At 63.0% G+C, this 18,020-nt stretch carries 15 protein-coding genes and 2 pseudogenes; 10 read left to right on the forward strand and 7 right to left on the reverse strand.

Going from position 1 to position 18,020, the window contains the following annotated elements; all coding sequences use genetic code 11:
- Positions 1 to 71 precede the first annotated feature (71 nt).
- The gene (locus tag ACZ5IQ_RS13935; RefSeq protein WP_061000711.1) at positions 72 to 608 is read left to right on the forward strand and encodes a Dps family protein; all 537 of its coding nucleotides are present in this window, start codon (positions 72 to 74) and stop codon (positions 606 to 608) included.
- On the opposite strand, the gene ACZ5IQ_RS13940 is transcribed toward ACZ5IQ_RS13935, so the two are convergent.
- Positions 599 to 1,567 carry a TIGR03557 family F420-dependent LLM class oxidoreductase gene (locus ACZ5IQ_RS13940; protein ID WP_464481364.1) on the reverse strand — a complete coding sequence of 323 codons (969 nt, stop codon included), beginning with the start codon at positions 1,565 to 1,567 and terminating at the stop codon, positions 599 to 601. The two genes, ACZ5IQ_RS13935 and ACZ5IQ_RS13940, sit on opposite strands and share 10 nt — an antisense overlap.
- An 82-nt stretch (positions 1,568 to 1,649) precedes the next feature.
- Between ACZ5IQ_RS13940 and ACZ5IQ_RS13945 the strand changes: the two genes are divergently transcribed.
- From ACZ5IQ_RS13945 to ACZ5IQ_RS13970, 6 genes and pseudogenes are all read left to right on the forward strand, one after another.
- On the forward strand, positions 1,650 to 2,312 hold the full coding sequence (locus ACZ5IQ_RS13945) for a PAS and ANTAR domain-containing protein (protein WP_464481365.1): 663 nt from the start codon (positions 1,650 to 1,652) through the stop codon (positions 2,310 to 2,312).
- Between the two features lie 31 nt (positions 2,313 to 2,343).
- Positions 2,344 to 2,562 (forward strand): annotated as a pseudogene (locus tag ACZ5IQ_RS13950) (Rv2578c family radical SAM protein); the annotation flags it as partial.
- A gap of 59 nt (positions 2,563 to 2,621) precedes the next feature.
- Positions 2,622 to 4,127 (forward strand): site-specific integrase, encoded by a 1,506-nt coding sequence (locus ACZ5IQ_RS13955; protein WP_464481366.1) that lies wholly within the window; start codon positions 2,622 to 2,624, stop codon positions 4,125 to 4,127.
- A gap of 50 nt (positions 4,128 to 4,177) precedes the next feature.
- A complete protein-coding gene (locus tag ACZ5IQ_RS13960; RefSeq protein WP_464481367.1) occupies positions 4,178 to 5,848 on the forward strand; it encodes a hypothetical protein in 1,671 nt (556 codons plus the stop codon).
- A gap of 290 nt (positions 5,849 to 6,138) precedes the next feature.
- Entirely contained in the window at positions 6,139 to 7,980 is a 1,842-nt protein-coding gene (locus ACZ5IQ_RS13965) for an integrase (RefSeq protein WP_464481368.1), read from the forward strand.
- Positions 7,977 to 8,387 carry a hypothetical protein gene (locus ACZ5IQ_RS13970; protein ID WP_464481369.1) on the forward strand — a complete coding sequence of 137 codons (411 nt, stop codon included), beginning with the start codon at positions 7,977 to 7,979 and terminating at the stop codon, positions 8,385 to 8,387. Before ACZ5IQ_RS13965 ends, ACZ5IQ_RS13970 begins: the two co-directional genes overlap by 4 nt.
- A 56-nt stretch (positions 8,388 to 8,443) precedes the next feature.
- Here ACZ5IQ_RS13970 and ACZ5IQ_RS13975 read toward each other — a convergent pair whose 3' ends face one another.
- The gene (locus ACZ5IQ_RS13975) at positions 8,444 to 9,214 is read right to left on the reverse strand and encodes a DUF5131 family protein (RefSeq protein WP_464481370.1); all 771 of its coding nucleotides are present in this window, start codon (positions 9,212 to 9,214) and stop codon (positions 8,444 to 8,446) included.
- 53 nt (positions 9,215 to 9,267) lie between these two features.
- Positions 9,268 to 10,371, reverse strand: a complete 1,104-nt coding sequence (gene tcmP / locus ACZ5IQ_RS13980; protein WP_464481371.1) for a three-Cys-motif partner protein TcmP — start codon at positions 10,369 to 10,371, stop codon at positions 9,268 to 9,270.
- A 422-nt stretch (positions 10,372 to 10,793) separates the two neighbouring features.
- On the opposite strand from tcmP, the gene ACZ5IQ_RS13985 reads away from it, so the two are divergent.
- Both ACZ5IQ_RS13985 and ACZ5IQ_RS13990 read left to right on the forward strand, forming a co-directional pair.
- Positions 10,794 to 12,695: a hypothetical protein gene (locus ACZ5IQ_RS13985; protein ID WP_464481372.1), complete on the forward strand. Its 1,902-nt coding sequence runs from the start codon at positions 10,794 to 10,796 to the stop codon at positions 12,693 to 12,695.
- Between the two features lie 258 nt (positions 12,696 to 12,953).
- On the forward strand, positions 12,954 to 13,835 hold the full coding sequence (locus tag ACZ5IQ_RS13990; RefSeq protein ID WP_464481373.1) for an alpha/beta fold hydrolase: 882 nt from the start codon (positions 12,954 to 12,956) through the stop codon (positions 13,833 to 13,835).
- Here the strand turns inward: ACZ5IQ_RS13990 and ACZ5IQ_RS13995 are convergent.
- Positions 13,789 to 14,327 (reverse strand): annotated as a pseudogene (locus tag ACZ5IQ_RS13995) (ATP-binding protein); the annotation flags it as partial. The gene ACZ5IQ_RS13990 and the pseudogene ACZ5IQ_RS13995 overlap by 47 nt on opposite strands.
- Positions 14,328 to 14,500: 173 nt before the next feature.
- Here ACZ5IQ_RS13995 and ACZ5IQ_RS14000 point away from each other — a divergent pair.
- Entirely contained in the window at positions 14,501 to 15,328 is an 828-nt protein-coding gene (locus ACZ5IQ_RS14000) for a radical SAM protein (protein ID WP_464481374.1), read from the forward strand.
- Between the two features lies 1 nt (position 15,329).
- Here the strand turns inward: ACZ5IQ_RS14000 and ACZ5IQ_RS14005 are convergent, their stop codons facing one another.
- Genes ACZ5IQ_RS14005 through ACZ5IQ_RS14015 form a run of 3 tightly spaced genes read right to left on the reverse strand, consistent with a single transcriptional unit; the run spans position 15,330 to position 18,001 of the window.
- Positions 15,330 to 16,334, reverse strand: coding sequence for a zinc-binding alcohol dehydrogenase family protein (locus ACZ5IQ_RS14005; protein WP_464481375.1), 1,005 nt, complete (start codon positions 16,332 to 16,334; stop codon positions 15,330 to 15,332).
- Positions 16,335 to 16,354: 20 nt separating this feature from the next.
- The gene (locus ACZ5IQ_RS14010) at positions 16,355 to 17,335 is read right to left on the reverse strand and encodes an Acg family FMN-binding oxidoreductase (RefSeq protein WP_464481376.1); all 981 of its coding nucleotides are present in this window, start codon (positions 17,333 to 17,335) and stop codon (positions 16,355 to 16,357) included.
- Between the two features lie 48 nt (positions 17,336 to 17,383).
- A complete protein-coding gene (locus ACZ5IQ_RS14015; RefSeq protein WP_133426707.1) occupies positions 17,384 to 18,001 on the reverse strand; it encodes a TetR/AcrR family transcriptional regulator in 618 nt (205 codons plus the stop codon).
- Positions 18,002 to 18,020: the final 19 nt, after the last annotated feature.

Here is an 18,020-nt window from a genome sequence, read left to right on the forward strand (position 1 = left end):
CGGGGCGGTACCCGGGTGCCGCCGGTACTAAACGGTGTTTGTCCCGGATGCCGTAGGGGTAGAGGCAGGCCATGAGCGAATTCACCATTCCAGGCCTTTCCGAAGAGCAGAGCAGCCGGATCCGGGTGCTGCTCCAGATTCAGCTGAGCACGTACAACGACCTGCACCTCACCCTGAAGCACGTGCATTGGAATGTCGTGGGCCCCAATTTCATCGGCGTGCACGAGATGATCGATCCGCAGGTCGAGCTGGTGCGCGGATACGCGGACCAGACCGCAGAGCGGCTGGCGGCGCTGGGCGCATCGCCGGACGGTACGCCGGGGGCGATTCTCAAATACCGCACGTGGGACGACTACTCGATCGGCCGCGATACCGCGCAGTCGCACCTCGCCGCGCTGGATCTGGTCTACGACGGCGTCATCAGGGACGCGCGCAAGGCCATCCAAGAACTCGACGAGCTCGATCTGGTCACCCAGGACATGCTGATCGGTCAGGTCGCCGAACTGGAGAAGTTCCAGTGGTTCGTCCGTGCCCATCTGGAATCGGCCGGCGGCGAGCTCGCCAGCGGCGGTGCGCACACCGAGCGCCAGGCGGCGGCTCAGGCGTAGGCCGAGGTCTGGAACTCCGGGAGGACGTCGCGCTCCCAGGCGTCGAAGAAGCCGTCCATGTCCGGGCCGATCTGCTGGACATAGATCTCGTCGACGCCGGCATCCACGTACTTGCGCACCTGCTGGACGTGGGCGTCGATGTCGGGCCCGCACACGATGGCATCCGTCACCGCTTCGCGCGTCACCAGACTCGCAGCGGACGCGAAATCCGTTGGCCGGGGCAGTATCTGGTTGAGCTGGCCGGGTAGTTGCTCGGTGGCCCACAAGCGCTGCGCCGTGTCCGCCGCGAATTCGGGGTCCAGGTCCCAACAGACCTTCATGCCGGCCTGCACGGGCTTGCGGCCGCCGCCGGCCTCCCGGAAGAGCGCGACCCGGTCGGCGTCGGGCATGGTGATGCAGTAGCCGTCGCCGATCCGCCCGGCCAGTCGGGTCGCCTGCGGGCCGAACCCCGATACGTAGATCGGTATGCGGTGATCCGGCAGGGTGTAGATGCGGGCGTCCTGGACCCGGTAGTAGCGGCCGTCGTGGTTCAGTTCTTCCCCTCGGTGCAGCGCCCGGATGAGCGACACCGCTTCCGCGAGCCGGTCCAGCCGTTCTCCGGCCGACGGCCAGGGGTCGCCCAGGATGTGCTCATTGAGCGCCTCTCCGCTGCCGACACCCAGCCGGAAACCACCGCGCAGCTGAACGGCGGCCGTGGCGGCGGCCTGCGCGATGATCGCGGGGTGCATCCGGAACGTCGGGCAGGTGACCGCGGTGGTCACCGGCAGTGCCGTCACCTCGGACAGCGCGCCGAGAACGCCCCAGACGAACGGACTCTGGCCCTGTTCGTCGTTCCACGGATGGAAGTGATCAGAAACCCACAGCGCGTGGAAACCGGCTTCCTCGGCTCGTCTGGCCTGAGCGATCAGGTCATGGGGATCGAACTGTTCACAGGAGAGGAAATAACCGATATGCGTCATGTCGGCCTCGTACCCGGCAAGCCGGACGGAGAATCCCGGTAGCGCGTTACGATGGCTATGGCTACCTGCCACCCACAACGACATGAGTGAAACCGACGGCGAAATCGCCGATTCCGAATCCTGGGACGTCGCTGCCGTGTTCGGCGGCGGCGCTGCGCAACATGTCGGTAGCTTTCAGTTCCATGTCGCCGAGCAGCGCTGGGTGTGGTCCGAAGCGGTGGCCCGCATGCACGGTTATGCGTTGGGGGAGGTCGAGCCCACCACCGAGTTGCTGCTGAGTCACAAGCATCCGGACGACCGCGCCAAGGTCGCCGAGATTCTCGAGCGCGTGCAGACCGGTGGGTTGTTCAGCAGCCGGCACCGAATCGTCGATTCTGCTGGAAAAATCCATTGGGTCGTGGTCGTCAGTGACCGGATGACCGACGAGGACGGCGAGATCACCGGCACCCACGGCTACTACATCGACGTCACCGCCGGCATCCAGTCCGACCTCTCCGTGGCCATGGCCTCGGTGGTGGAATCGCGCTCCGTGATCGACCAGGCCAAGGGCATCCTGATGGCCGCCTACGGCATCGACGCGGACCGCGCTTTCGAGATTCTGAAATGGCGTTCGCAGGCCACCCAGTCGAAGCTGCGGACCGTTGCGGCCCGCTTGTTGGAAGCCGTGATCCGCGAGGGGCTGGCCCCCGAGACCGTCACCGCGATCGACCATCTGTTGCTCATCGACGGACCAGCCGAGGCTTGACAAACACGTCGAACAAATGTTCGAATGAAGTGTGCGGTGGGACGGGCAGGCGGTGGCGCGGGCAGAAGCGGACGGAGCCTTACCGGGCCTTGAACGGCTCGGGCTGGTCCGCAGTGTCCGGGTTCCCAAGTTCGACGGCATCACGTTCCACGAGGTGCTGTGCAAGTCGGCGCTGAACAAGGTGCCCAAGGCGTCGAATCTGCCGTTCCGGTACACCGTCAACGCCTACCGCGGATGTTCGCACGCGTGCGACAACTTCCCTATTAACTTGACGTGTTATTGCAGGTGATGTTGTGACACGTGAGGTGAATGTTGGGCAAGTTGTGGACAGTCCATTGGGTGTCCGATGCGGTGCGGCCGAAGGCTAGTAATTCGGTCGGGGCCGGTTGGGACGATCTGGTAGCGCGAGAGCGGGCAGCTCGGATCGGCGTGGGTGATCCATTCATGGTGGATCCGCGGTGTCGGGTCGACGGACGGTTGAGCCGGTATTTCAGTCGGTCGGGATTCACGAGGCTGGCCGAGTCTACGAAGGTGTCTTACACCAACGACTATCGGGTGTTCTTCAACTTCCTGTGGCTGCGCGGAACGTATTGGGATGCTGCGACTTCCGATGACCTTATGGATTTCGAGGACTGGCGGAGGCGGTCGCCGGACAACCCGGTGCGAGTCAGTGGAGCGAAATGGAATCGGGAGCTGGCAGCTTTGCAACGGCTGTACCGGTGGGCCGACCGGCAAGGGTATGTCGACGCAAATCCGGTGTCGACGAAAACGGTTCGCGATCGATACGGCGATCTGGTTCAGGTTCCCGAGGCGTATGCGACTGATGTGCGATCGAGCAATGTGCGATGGCTGACTCCGCGCGCGTTCCGTTTGTGGCGCGATGTCGGGCTGCGGGGCTACGACGCTGGGGGGCGCCGTGATCGATCGTTCCGTGGCCGTCACGACGACCGCAATGCGGCCTTCGCCGATGTGCTGTTTTCCAGCGGGTTGCGCCGCACTGAGGCCGGGTCGCTGTTGACCACTGAGCTGCCGAGGCTGCTGGGGGAACCGCAGCGGTATTACGACGCACGGTTGGCGTCGGCCACGGCCAAACGCGGCAAGTCGCGCACGTTCTACATCTCGACGGCGGCATTGCGGGCGGTTGAGGCCTATTGCGCGACAAGTCGTCAAGCTGTGATCCGTCGTGCGCAAGTTGCAGGGCGCTACGAGCAACTGGATCGGGTGCGGGTGGTGACCGGCCAGTCGGGACGGCTGCGGACGATTCTGCATTGGAGAGACCGCGACGGCGTTGTAGGGCAAGCAACTGCTGATGCTCTCAGTCCGAGGGAGCGTCTCGGATTATTCATTGAAGGCCCAACAGGGTTGGAGCCATTGTGGTTGTGGTTGGGAGCGGACGGCACCCCATTCATGCCGCATTCATGGGAGGCAGTGTTCCGCGCCGGCTCGCAGCGCTGCCGGAATATATTGGGACAGAATATGTCTCATCCACCTTTCGCCACTCCGCACATGTGCCGCCACTCGTTCGCGCTGCACATGCTGGTGGCGCTGCATCATGTGATGGACAACCGGTTCGAGTTGACCGCCGAACAGCGTAGAGATTTCCACCAGCTCTATGGCGACCCGTGGCGGATGGTCAAGGACTTACTCGGACATTCGAGCGAGCAAGTGACACGTGACATTTACCTTGCACCGGTGTCGGACTTACAGGTCCGTTCGCTGCTGATCGACGACGATAACCCCGGTATTGGTGAGCTACTCGGGCGGATCGTGGCGACGTCCGAACGAGTCCTCGACACGGACGAGGCGACCTCGTGACCCGGGGGAACTCGGCCGCCCTACCGGCCACGCCGCACCGCCGACGAGCTATGTCGGACGAGTCGGCGACGGTGATAGTGCACGTCGATGAGAAAGGTGATCGCCGAGCTGTCTACGATTTCGCGAGGCTGCCGGTGTCGAGTGAAATGCAACGGTCCCTGGCGGCGTTGTTCGCCGACCGGCTGGGTCCGGCTGGACCCTGGCGGCAGATCGCGACGAGCAAAGAGGTCTTCGGCTTGCTCGTGACATTCACCGGGTTCCTCGCCGCATTCGACGCGCCGCCGCGCGACATCTCGTCGATCACTCCGGCGATCTGGCGATCGTGGGTGTTGAGCCGGGATGCGAACAGCATGGGTGCCAAACAGATCAGCAAGGTCGCTGCCTTTCTACGGCAGGATCCGAGGCTGCCCGTCGCGACACGGAATCTGGTTCTGAAACCCTCCCGCAGGCCGATCCCGACCGAAACAGGTTACAGTCCAGATGAATTCGAACGGATCACTCGGGCTGCGACCCTGAATTTCCGCACCGCATGGCAGCGTATCAGCGAGAACCGTCGCCTCCTGATGGCGTGGCGGTCGGATGAATTCGCCACTGGCTCCGATGCTTGGAGGATCGGCCAGATCCTCGATCACCTAGCCTGTCATGGCGACGTCCCGTCCCGCGTCAAACCCAACGGTCAGCGCCAGGTGTACGGCGAGGTGGCTGGTGTGCTGGGTGGCTCAACTGCTGAATTCACCTGGCGACGACTGTATTTGTCAAACATCGAGATCGTATCGCTGGCGGTGCTGCTGGTCGCGAGACACGGCTGGAACTCCACCTCGGTCGCTGAGTTGCCCGCTCCGGAGATCCTCGCGACAACCGAGGAGGATCAGCAGATCACGTACCGCATCGAACTGGAGAAGCGACGCCGACGACCACCGCACCGCTACGAGACCCGCAACCTGACCGACTGGGGCCCGAATTCCTCAGGCAGATTGATCACCCGCGCCGTTGAAGCTACCGCGGCGGGGCGGGATCTGCTCGCAGCTAGGGGAGAACCGACCGACCGCCTATTGGTGTCGCGGCTCAGCAGGATCCAGGCAGGGGAGGTCGGGATGCGGCTCGGATACCGCGACAACGACATCAAACAATGGGGTGTCGTGACCGGTCTCCAGGTGAATCTGCGCAGGATGCGTCGCACGGTCGTGGTCACGCACCGGCGCACGCCGACCCAGCACAGCCAAGACACCCACGACCAGGCCTACGTGTTGCGTGACCCGGCAACTCACGAGGAGGCGGCGCCTATCATCGCCGAGGGTGTCGCCGAGGCGATCAGCCACGCTCGGCAGGTGGTGAGAGCCCGCGTCGAACGTGACGAGCACGCCAGCGATAGCTCCGCAGACACGGCCACCGCCAACTGCAGCGACTACGAGCACAGTCCGTTCAGTCCGCACGGCAGCCCATGTCGCGCATCGTTTCTGCTCTGTCTGGCCTGCCCGAACGCTGTCGTCACCCCGCGGCACTTGCCGCGGTTGGCGTATCTGCACGCCGTCCTCGAGCAGCTACGCGGCGTGTTGACTGCTGCGGTGTGGGACCACGACTGGCGCGATCACTACAGCCGTTTAACTGATCTGCGCGACACAGCGTTCACCCCGGTCGAATGGGCGGACGCGCTGGTGGGGCTGTCCGCCATCGACCGGGCTGTCATCGACGACCTGCTGCAACGGGGGTTCGACGCATGACAACCCCGCAGCAGTCCGCCCCGCTGCTGGTCCTCCCATCGCCGAGCACCCCGATCATGGACCCGGCCACCGTCCCCGAGCCGCGCCGACACCGAATCGTCCGCTACGACGCACCATCATGGCCAGTCACCTTCACCAGCGATGCACCGTCGATCAACGAACGCACGTGGCACTGGTCGACATTTCCGGAACCGTTGCGTGAGCAGATGCGGCTTGCTGCGTGGACAATGCTCAACCACCCGGTGCCGGATCCACACCTTCGTCCCGCCCGTATCCGCCGCGGTACACCGATGCGGGCACGCCTGAGTGAACTGCGCACCTTCTACACCGGCACCTACTGGAGGCTGTTCGCCCACTGGCTGGCTGGACAAGGTGTGATCAGCCTCGGCGACGTCACCGCCGACACCCTCGCGGACTACTGCCGCTACTTGTCATCGCAGCGGAGGGTCGCACGCGCCACCGCAATAAACCAGCTCAACGGGATCAGCAGGCTGCACGCCTACGCCCCGCTATTGCCCGTCGAGCTGCGTATCGCCGAACCACCATGGGAGACAGAAGGGCTCGACGACTACCTGCCCGCGGCTACGGCCGCCGGCGAGAACGAGACAGAACCAATCACCGCGGCCACCATGGGACCGCTGCTGATATGGGCACTGCGGTTCGTCGAAGACTTCGCACCCGACATCCTTGCCGCCAGCGCCGAGCGCCAGCGGCTCCAGGAGGTTGTGGCCGACCTGACCGGCGATGAGGACGACACACGGCTGCTCGCCTATCTCCGCCGGCTGAGATCTGGCAGAAAACCGCTGCCGACATTCACCGGAGGCAAGGTACCCCTCGCCACGAGCGCGACCTACATCGCGGCGATCACTCAAACGTCAATCCCACGAGTTAACGCCGTGTGCAAACGTCTGGAATGGCGGCAATACCGCGACCAACACCCTGGCCCATGCCCGCTGGATATCCCGATCACTGCCTCTGTTGACGGTGCACCGTGGATCGATGCAATCGACTACCACGACGTCGAGATGCTCATTCGCCACTTGAGGACCGCCGCGTTCGTGGTGACTGTGTATCTGACCGGTATGCGGACCAGCGAGGTACTCGCATTAGAACCAGGATGTTGCCCCGACCCGCAACAAGCAGGTGACACCGGGGAAGCCCGCCGTTACCTCATCCGCGCCCGTCACTTCAAAACCGCCCGCGACGAACATGGCAACCATATGTCCGCCGGAACGCTGCGTGAGGCCCCATGGGTCGCAGTGCCACAGGTGGTCGCGGCGATCCGAATCGCTGAACAGCTCACCGACTGCGGACTGTTGTTCCCCAGGGACCGGGCCAGCCATGACGGCCGCTCTATGTCGTTCTCGGGCATGAATGGCCGCATCGAGGGCTTCATCGCGTGGATCAACAACCATACGAAGACATCTGACGGTGAGCCCGCGATCCCTCCCGACCCACACGGCAAAGTTGGGAGCTCCCGCTTCCGCCGTACGCTTGCCTGGCATATCGCCCGTCGACCGGGCGGACTCATCGCGCTCGCGGTCCAGTACGGGCACCTGCGGACCATCGTCAGCCAGGGGTATGCAGCCCGGCAACGTGGCGGTATCCATGAACTGCTCGACTTTGAAACCGCTCGCGCCGCCGCCGAACACCTCAGCGACGTCCATGACGCTCTACAACGTGGAGAGGGCGTTTCCGGTCCCGCGGCTCAACGTCTCATCGCCGCCGCCCGCACCGAACACCATCAATTCGGCGGGATCGTCACAACCCACCGACAAGCCAAGGCTCTGCTCAACGACCCCGCACTGACCGTGTTCGAGAACCACGAGGCATACCTCACCTGCAACTACGACCCCAGCCGGGCTCTCTGTAATCCCAACAACGACAACGGGAAAGGCGCCCAAGCGCCGAGCCTGGACCGTTGCCGAAACAACTGCCCCAACATCGCACGCACCGACACCAACGCTCGTCAACTGCGCATCAAGGCCGAACAACTCCGCGCCCAGGCCGCCGCCGCCCTGACCCCTGTCCCGGTCGCCGACCGGCTCAGCCAGCGCGCGAGACGGCTCGATGAGATAGCCGACACCCACGACCACACACGCATCACCGCGCCGGAGAAGGACAACACATGACCGCAACAGCTGAACGAGACGGAATCCGAGCCGCCATGGGCAGACTGCTCGCCGGCACACCCTTACGGTCGGACGGTGCCCTAACCGTTGTGTCGCTCGCGGCAGAAGCCGCCGTCAAACGACACGTCCTGACCCACCGCCACACCGACCTCAAGGACGAGTTCTACGCGCGAATCCGTGCCCAAGGACACACCCCCGCAAGCGAACTCGCGCTACGAGAAGAGCTTGCGGCACTGAAGGATAAGCTAAACAAGGCACGTGAAGAACTCAATGAGCTGCGTGAAACCAACGAAACCTACGCTCGGATCGTCAACATCCTGACCACCGAGAACGAGCAGCTCAGGCAATCCGTCAACCGGACGCTGCCTAACGTCACCTCGATGCACACGAGCAGGCAATCACGATGACAAGCATCTCCAAGTGGTCGAAGCTCCTTGCGTGGCGTCGATCGGCTACCTCTCGTTCACGCGGAGTGCCGTTGCGACTCGACTGCGGCCGCCGCGAGTTTGGGTTTCGCATCCCACGTCCGTCCATCGAGTACGCGGCCGTTGCGCTTCGGGGTACGGCCGCCCCACTGCTTAAAGAAGAACGGCACGGCGGCGTGACCGCACTGGTCGCGGATATCCAGCGCCCACCCAGCTTCCATTGGGCGAGCGTTCGGACCAGACTCGCCACCGACGATCACCCAATCGATGCTGTCCAGGTTGAGTTGGGGGATCGGGCCCAGTAGTGGCTCGCAAGACAGGAAGCGCGTCGTGGCGGGCACCGTCCGTAGGTGGTCGATACGGTCGACAGCATCGGCAGACTCCACCGACACCCCCATCCAGACGTTCGGTGGCCAGTCCAGTTTGTCGGCAATACGGCTGAGGCGAAGTGACCTCTTCGTGAGAATCTGATACGTGTGGTGGGGAGTTTCCCGCATGACCGAGAACACGTCGCGGATAAATCCGATCGGAACTTTGGCATGAAATAGATCGGACATCGAGTTCACAAATATGAGCCGCGGCTTGGTCCACCCAAAAGGTTGGGCAAGCGCAGCCGGGTGAATCGTCACTCCGAAGCCCGGGCCGGAAGTCCGGGGGTCGCCGTCGTTCACGTATTTCTCCGACCCCATCGCTTTCAATCTTTTCGCAAGGGTCATCGCGTAGCAATTTTCACAACCGGCGGCCACACGGTCACAGCCCGTAACGGGATTCCATGTCAATTCAGTCCATTCGATATTGCTGGCCGCCATAATCAACTCCTCTAATTCAGCCCGTATTCATTTATCCGGCAGCTCAAATGGTATCAAGAATCCGACTGTTTATCTAGATTGGAGACGCGAACCGTTGACGAAATACGAATTTGCTTGCCGCCGGTGTCGGATTTGAGGAATCCTGAGTCGACCAACGGTTTCAATGCCCTGATGACATGCTCGGGCCGGAAAACCGTGTTGAATAGCGCGTAGTCGCGCAGTGCTACCACGCGCTCTTGCTGGGTCTGTTGAAGCCGTGTCTTCAGCAGGCGCGTCAGCGGGGCAAGTTGCGGATCCTCGAACTCGAACAGCGCTTCGAGCTGCTCATCGCGCGGATCGCGAAATCCGACCCCGAAGGCTTTGTCCACTTCCCAGAGGCTGTCCTTCATCTTCTCCACCCCTCGGCGGTGGTTGGTTGCGAAAATTAAGTACAGCGAGTCTCCTCGACGGTCGATGAGTTCGAAGTCGAGTAGGTAGGCGAATCCGGCGTTGTTAAGTGCCTTGCGATAGCAGTCGAGGATGAACTGTCGCTTTTGGCTGCTGTCGATTGTCCCGGCCTGACGCCACGTTCGGTCGCCGCCAAATACATCGTCTGCATTTTCGCCAAGGTCAGCTACGAACCGGACGAAGTGTTGCGGTTTGAAGGTGATTACCACTTCTGATCCGCGGTTTTCAGCGAGTCGCTGCATGAGTCGATAAGGAACCGGGCTGTTGCCCCACGAGTCGAGGACGGCGATAATAGGCGTGCCCCAGGCGCCCATTTCGTCGAGTTCGGATTCGAGGATGTCTTGGCACTTGCCGAGCTTTATGGAGACCGGCATTTCCGGTTTTGGCCGCGGTCGCTGAGGAAAAGCGCGTGTGAGCTGTCCCGGGAGCATGTCGATGCAGCGTTGATCATCGTCGATGAACAAGAACCGCGCGGTTTTCGCGGGGTTGGACACTTTTTCAGTGAATGCACGGATCGCAATGATGGGCGACCCGTCTTCGCCGCCGGAGTAGACGCCCGGACCGGCGAATCCTTCAACGTAGGTTGCGGATTTCCACGAATCGTCACTGAGGATGATAGGAAACCAGCGGTGCAGATAACGGCTATAGATATCATGCTTGGCTGCTGTATGTTCAACACGTTCCCACGGCACCCGTCCGTCGACTGGCATAGGTGATTACCCCCTCGTGCATATCAGCCATCAATGGCGGGGCTCTCTGGGTCCGATGATGTGCCCGATGCATATTGGCGGACAATCTCACTCACAGAGTCCCGCTACGTCCTATCGAACCCTATCCGGCCAGTAGCAGTGGTCACGACAAGAGTGGGTGCCTAGCGACACAACTGTGACCCCGCATTGCCGATTCGCATCGAATCTGGCAAGTCGCCGTGCACAGCGGCGTCATCGGTGGCCCCGGGGGCGCCAGTCGGGTGCAAGTGCAGCTAGGATCTCCGCGGCGTGTCCAGTCAATATGCACTGTGGAGGACAAAGCCGTCTTCGCTGTAACGGCTTTCCGATCATCATGGCGATATGGTTCCTGCCTGGATACTGGGTCGATACCCAAACTAGGCCCACGAGATGAAAGGCGCGCAATGACAGTTGTGCCCTGGGGAAGCATTGAAGGGAACACGGTCGAAGACTTTGTGGCCGCGCTGATACTTCTTCGTTTTCCTAACGGAACCCGGATCACACCATCCCAGGGTGATCAGGGAGTTGATATCAAGGTTCCCACCGATGGCGGCTATGACATCTACCAAGTCAAAAAGTATGCGTCAGCTCTAAAGTCTGACCAGGCGGCTAAGGTCAAAGCGTCGTGGCGACGCGTGAACGATGAGTTCGGCGCGGAGAACTCGATCACCGCTTGGTACCTCGTCATGCCCTGGGACCCAACTGCTGAGCGTGAGCAGTGGTTCACTGAACTCACCGCTGACGCCTCCTTTCCCTGCGCGTGGAAGGGGTTGTCCCATATCAACGGATGGGCCGCAGAGAACCCCCGCCTGGTCGACTACTTCTTTGGCGAGGGCTACCAGCGGCTTGAGCAGATGATCGCCGCTCTAACCTTGAATCCGGATGAGGGCAATGGGGATTCGGGTGATGCACGAATCGATGCGGTCGCCAAGCGCTACCGCGAACTTCAAGAGACCATCGACGACATTAGTCCGTTCTATCAGTATCGTCTGACCCTCATTCCAGCGGCCGAACTCGAGCAGTTACTCAAGGATTTACGCCCCAGCAACGACTCGCGTTCGAGCGTCACAACGTACCGTCGAGTAAGCGCTGACTATTACATCGAACTCTCGATCACCCCTATCTCAGAGCAGGCGGCCGCGTACGACCCAATCAGCTTGCGGGTGAAAATCTCTGCCGACGAAACGAACACCGCTGAGCTGAAACGCTTCTATGAGTACGGTATTGCTCCGAGCGATCCCGTTGCCGCAGAGGTCGTTGAGGCATACGGTCCGCCCGGATCAATCCCACAGCTAGCCACTCCGGCTTCGCTTCGCCTCACTGACGCTGTTGTCCCAAGCCCGTGGGAATCGCTCGCCTTCTACAGCTTTCCGGCTGAACCGAACCACAACGACCTCATGATTGTTGAGTTGGGCCTGCTCGTGACGACGGAGGGGCGCGGGGGCCGCGCGATGCGCGCGGAGGGCGATGCCATCGCAATGGAACTACGCGTCGAGCCAGCCGGCGGAACCATGTCACTGAACAGCTGGGAGGTGTCGATCGGAGGCAAACTACCTCATCGTGTCCTCCCAGAACTGAGGTTCGCGCAGCGACTTTGGTCGGGTCAGCACAAAGTGGCAATCTCGGTACCGAATGGCCCGGCGCTCGTGAACGCGGAGCAACCACCAGCTAGACCTGAAGACGCCAAATCCGCTGAGCTATGGGCAAATATTGCCCACGCCCTCTCCGTACTGCAACGATTTACGTTCCAGCAGTTGAAGATGCCGCACAAGCTGTCGGCAAAGGAATCGCACACCATTCGGTCCGCTGCCGAGTTGGTAATCAATGGAGCGGCGGAACGCACCTGGGAAGATTTCCGCATAGTCAGTCCGACTATGCCGCTGAACGGCGCAGCAGCCATCATTGCCTTCCAGCCTCTGCGGATCGCCTACGACGACCAGACCTTCGACTTCGATGTCACGATCCGTCAGGAATGCGACATGGTCGAGGCCGTCGAGGTGACCGCAGATTACATCGTAGTGCGGCCCAAAGACGGTGCAAAGCTCCGCCAGAGCCTAGTCGCAAGAAGCGAATACGATCATCGCGTACTATCGCGGCCGCTGGACGACCCTAATCAAAACACTCCCATGGGATCTGGCTCCCAGGTGGTGTATCGGACACGGGACGACCTGTTACGCCTCTCTGTTCGGGAGTTGAGGACACTCGCACGACAAAGCGGCGTCACCGGATACTCACGACTCCGCAAAATGGACCTAGTCGGTCTGTTGACCACTGAGCCCGCCGCTACACCTGAAAGTCGGTCCTGATAAAGATCACTGGCGATGTCAACTTGATTTGGCTCCGGGTGGACGGCACGAAATGGCCCCTCCTGGCGTTGTTGGACGGAAACGACGACAAGCTGAGTGAGGCGTTGATCGTGGAAAGCGGCAAGTGAGGTGGCTCGGTTAGCGCCATCACCTGTGCCCTCGGGCGACTGAGGTGGTCAGGAGACGATCTCGTAACCGACAATGGGCGAGGTGGTCATCGAACACTGGTGATCCGTTGGGGCGGCAACTGGGGGTTGGATGTCTGATAAGTCGGGTTTTCGTAGCGCGGAATCGCGAGATCGCTATCTGGCTGTCTATGACCGTGTGCGGCGGCTAAGCCCAGTGCCAGATGCTACCCACGATGTTGCGACTGAGTTCGGGATCGTTCGGGCGTATCAGCACGGACCTGACGGCGGGATTCCGCTGGTGTTGTTGCATTGCTTTTGGGCGACCTCTGCGATGTGGGCAGAGCACATACCTGCCTTGGTAGGTGAATTCACGGTCTATACGGTCGATTTGCTCGGTCAACCTGGTGCAAGTGTGCAGACCAAATCGATGACGACGGCGGATCATTGTGCCCAGTGCATAAACGAGATTCTCGACAGGCTGGGCTTGGATGGAGTGCACCTTGTTGGGCACTCGTATGGGGGTTGGACGGCTGCCCAGACCGCAGGACGGATGCCCGAGCGGCTGGCGTCGGTGACGCTCATAGAGCCGTGCAACACCGTGGCCCGATTGTCTGCGAAATTCTGGCGAACCGGAGCCCTGCTGCTGCTTCCAGGCGCTGAACGTAAGGAGCGCACCGTAGCGGAGCTGCTGGGTCGACCCGTGCCGGGCAGCCTGCTCGATAGAGTGATGCAGCTGGTGATGACTGCCGGTTCTGCCTTCGCTTCTTTCGGCACGCCGTTTCCGCGATTCACCCCCGACTCTATGCTGCGATCGATCGATGTGCCGGTACAGGTTCTATTGGCGGGAAACACCATTCACGACTCTGCGAAAGGAATTGAGCGGATGCGTAGTGTTGTGCCGTCCTGGAATCATCGACTGTGGCCGCATGCGTCACATATGTTGCCCTGTGAGGACGTCGCCGACGTCAGTGCCTGTATACGCGACTTCGCGCAGCAGCACACCGCGGGATAGTGGGCCAGGTTGTCAGCAGGCCGCAGTGGTATTTCTGGTTACGGGTATGGGCCAGCCGGTAAGACTTGGTTCTAGTCTCAATGATGGTGCCACCGAACGTGAGTCGGTCGCTAACACCTGGAACAGCCACTCGGCGCCGCGTTTGCCGAGTTCCATGTAGCCCAGCTCGTCGAGCAGTACAAGATCGACCTGTCCGTAGCCGGTTGATGGTCTTGGTGAGTTGCTTGTCGTCGGCGGCCGCGACGAGTTCGTTCACCTATTGCGTGGCCAAGGTGCAGCGCACCCGGTATCCGCGTTCGGCCCGGCGGTGCCCGTCATCTTGGCGATGTTGGCCGTCGGGAATGCGATGAGTAGGGACTCTTGCCGGTGCCGGAGTAGCCGATCAGGCACTGGGGTTGGCCCTTGCTGATCCAGTCGCCGGTGGCGAGTTGGTGGATGGTGGCCGGGTTGATGTTCGAGTTTGGCATCGAAGTCGAAGTCCGACAACCGCTCTTTGCCGGAACCCAGAGAACCCGCACATAGTCACGTTCGTCGAATACGACAACTGCTCCGCACCGTGTTCCTTCGATCAGCGGATGCAGAATCGAAACTTGCTACCGCACCAAATCAACCTGTCACAGTCAGATCACGTCGGTCCCCTGAATTCCTGGCAGCGCATTCGCAACATGCGTGGACTTGACAGGGAACGGTACTGTTTCGCCCGCCCCACGCACGAGTATCTGGACTTCGACTCCGGAAATGATTTCGACCGTGAACTCGTGGTGAAGACGAACGTCGCGGAAGTGTTGCGGCGGGAGCTCTTTCGGCGCTCGTGGACGCGCGACGCGGTCGCGCTTGGCACCAATACCGATCCCTATCAGCGGGCCGAGGGCCGGTATGCGCTGATGCCGGGAATCATCGCGGCACTGACGGATTCGGGGACGCCGTTCTCGATCCTGACCAAGGGCACGCTGCTGCGCCGCGACCTGCCGCTGATCGTCGAGGCGGGTACCCGGGTCGGGGTCAGTGTCGCGGTGTCGCTGGCGATGCTGGACCCGGACCTGCATCGGTCGGTCGAACCCGGAACCCCTACGCCCGCCGCGCGTTTGGAGCTCATCTCGGCCATCACGCAGGCCGGGCTCGACTGCCACGTGATGGTCGCGCCCGTATTGCCGTACCTGACCGATTCGGAAGCACACCTGGAGGCGCTGCTGGCGCGGATCGCGGCGGCCGGTGCCACGGGCGTGACGGTCTTCGGGCTGCATCTGCGCGGCGCGACCCGGGGCTGGTTCCTGGCGTGGCTGGGCTCGATCTATCCGGAACTGCTGCCCCGATATCGCGAATTATACGGGCGCGGTGCGTATCTCGGCCCGGAGTACCGCGAACAGCTGCGCAAGCGGGTCGCGCCGCTGGTGGCGCGATACGGACTCGGCGGCCGGGCCAACAGACTTGACACCATGCGTACCGCCCCGGCGGCAGTGCCCGCCGGGGCGGTGCAGCCTGCGTTGTTCTGAGTCAGCCGACGTGCAGGACCGCGGCGCCAGAGATGCGTCCGGCCGCCAGATCGCCCAGGGCGCGGTCCGCCTGATCCAGGGGATAGACCGGGGCGGTGACGTCGATGCGGTGGGTGCCGGCGAAGGCGAGGAATTCCCGGGCGTCGGCGCGGGTGTTCGACGCCACCGACCGCACCTGGCGTTCCTGGAACAGGTGCCGCTGGTAGTTCAGCGCGGGGATGTCACTGAGGTGGATGCCGGCGATCGCCAGGGTGCCGCCACGATCGAGGGCCTCGAGCGCCGGCAACACCAGATCGCCCACGGGTGCGAACAGGATCGCGGCGTCCAGGTCGACGGGCGGCCGGGCCGTGGCGCCCTGGGCCGAGGCGGCACCGAGATCGAGCGCGAGTTGCTGGGCGGCCTCGCCGCGGGTCATGACGTGCACCTCGGCGCCGCGGGCGAGCGCCACCTGCGCGGTGATGTGTGCGCTGCCGCCGAAGCCGTAGATGCCGAGCCGGCCACCGGCCGGCAGGTCGGCCCGAAGCAGCGACCGGTAGCCGATGATGCCGGCGCACAGCAGCGGCGCCAGTTCGGCATCGGTGTAGCCCGCGGGCGGCCGGTGGACATAATCGGCTGGTGCCGTGACGAATTCGGCGTAGCCACCGTCGGCGTCCCAGCCGGTGTAGCGAGAATTCGGGCAGAGGTTCTCCGCGCCCCGCAGGCAGAATCGGCAGCTGCCGCAGGTGTGCCGGAGCCAGGCCACCCCGACCCGATCACCGACGGCGAGCTGCGCATCGGTGTGTTCGCCGAGCGCGACCACCTCGCCTACGACCTCATGGCCGGGGATGACGAGCGGTCGGTGGACCGGCAGGTCGCCCTCGGCGATGTGGAGGTCCGTGCGACACACGCCGCACGCCCGGACGGCGATGAGCACTTCACCGGCACCGGGCGCCGGGACCTCGACAGAGCCGAATTCGAGCGGGCCGCGCCCGATCGGCGCGGGCTCACGCACCCGCCATGCGCGCATGGGCTCAGCCTACGTCGAGGTCAGCCGGCCCGGACGTGGAAGACGTCCGACAGCGGACGGCGCGGCGTCGGCGGTGGCACGTCGTCGTGTACGGGCGCGACGCCGATTCGGACGAGAACCTGCGGTAGCGGATGGCCCGTGAGCGTACCGATGATCTCGCGGGTGGCGGGATGCTCGGTCACATGGGTCAGGGTGCAACTTGCCAGCCCGGCGCCGGTGGCTTCGATGAGCACCGCCGACAACGTCTCGCCACACGCCAGGATGCTCTGCGGGGTGTCGTCGAGCGCCGAGATCACCACGATGGTGGCCTGATCGTCTCCGGTGTGCCGGCGCCGTTCCCTGGTATGCGTCACCGGAAAGTTTCGCCCGACCTCGACCCGATCGGATTCCGCGGCCGACACCAGGGCGCTGTGCGGAATTCCGGTGGTGGCCCCGAAAGGAGCTGTCCACCAGGCCAATTCAGCGTGATATTCCGTGTCGTACATGCGTAGCGCCTCGGCGAGATGCGAGGCTTCGGCTACTTTGTCCCGCTGCTGCGGCGCGAGCAGGTCGACATACGCCGGGCGGTCCTCGACGGCCAGGCGTAGCAGCGTCTCGAACGCCGCGAGGTTCTCGACCGGGCCGTAGGGCAGCCGGTCGGAGCGCCGGCGCGCGACAGCGTCGGCGTCCCTGCGCTGGGCAGTGGTGATGGCGGCCGATTGGCGGAAGTCGATGTCGGCCAGGTGGTGCCGGTTGTTCGGATTGGGAAAGCGGTCGACCAGAATCTCCCAACCGTGCGCCGCCATGACCACGCGCAGATGGTCGAGTGCCGCGCCGCAGCTCAACAATGCCTGACGGCCGGCGCTGTCGGTGTCCACCAGTTGGTCGGGATCGAGAAAAAGCCGCAACGTGGTCGATTCGAGCACCCACATCCATGGCTGGCTGTTGTGGAACGACGGTGCGTGACAGGCCGAATGAACTGCGTCCTCGATTTCTCCAAGTGTGACGGCGGTTTTCATCATGAGGCCACCCTGCCTGCCGTGGAGCGGCTCAGACAGGGCCGGAAGTCATCAGTTCTCCAGCGCGCGCAGGCAGAAGGCGTAGATGCGCTCGCTGCCGATCGGGGTGAGTTCGAGGCCCGGTCCGAGGGCCCGCAGCCGCAGGGCGCCGAAGATGGTCTGCATGACCAGAGCCGCGGTGGCTTCGACGTCGAGGCCGGGGGCAAAGGTGCCATCGGCCATTCCGCGTTCGACGATGTCGACGATGAGCGCGTGCAACGGTGTCAGCACGCGGCCGTAGTCGTCGGGCATCGTCTCGGCCAGGCGATCGTGGTAGAAGGTCAGCCCGCGATTGATGCTGTCCTGCGTGCTGGACGCGGGCGGCACGCAGATGCGGTCGACCAGCTCACGTAGCGCCTCCGCGGGGCTCAGCCCGGCCGCCTCGGCCTGCCACGTGGTGGTGAACTCGGTCAGCATCGCGTCGATCAACGCCAGCACCAGCTCGTCCTTGGTGGCGAAGTGCTGATAGAAGGCCCGCAACGACGTCTTCGACCGCTCCACGACCTCGAGCACCGTGAATTCCGTGCGGCCGGTCTCGCCGAGGATGTCGAGGGCCGAGCGCATGAACTGTGTGGCGCGCGCCTGCGCGTCGAGACTGTTGTTTGCCACCCCGGCGTTCGACTTCGCCATGGCGACTGAGGTTACCCGG

It is taken from the genome of Mycobacterium toneyamaense (assembly GCF_055384815.1).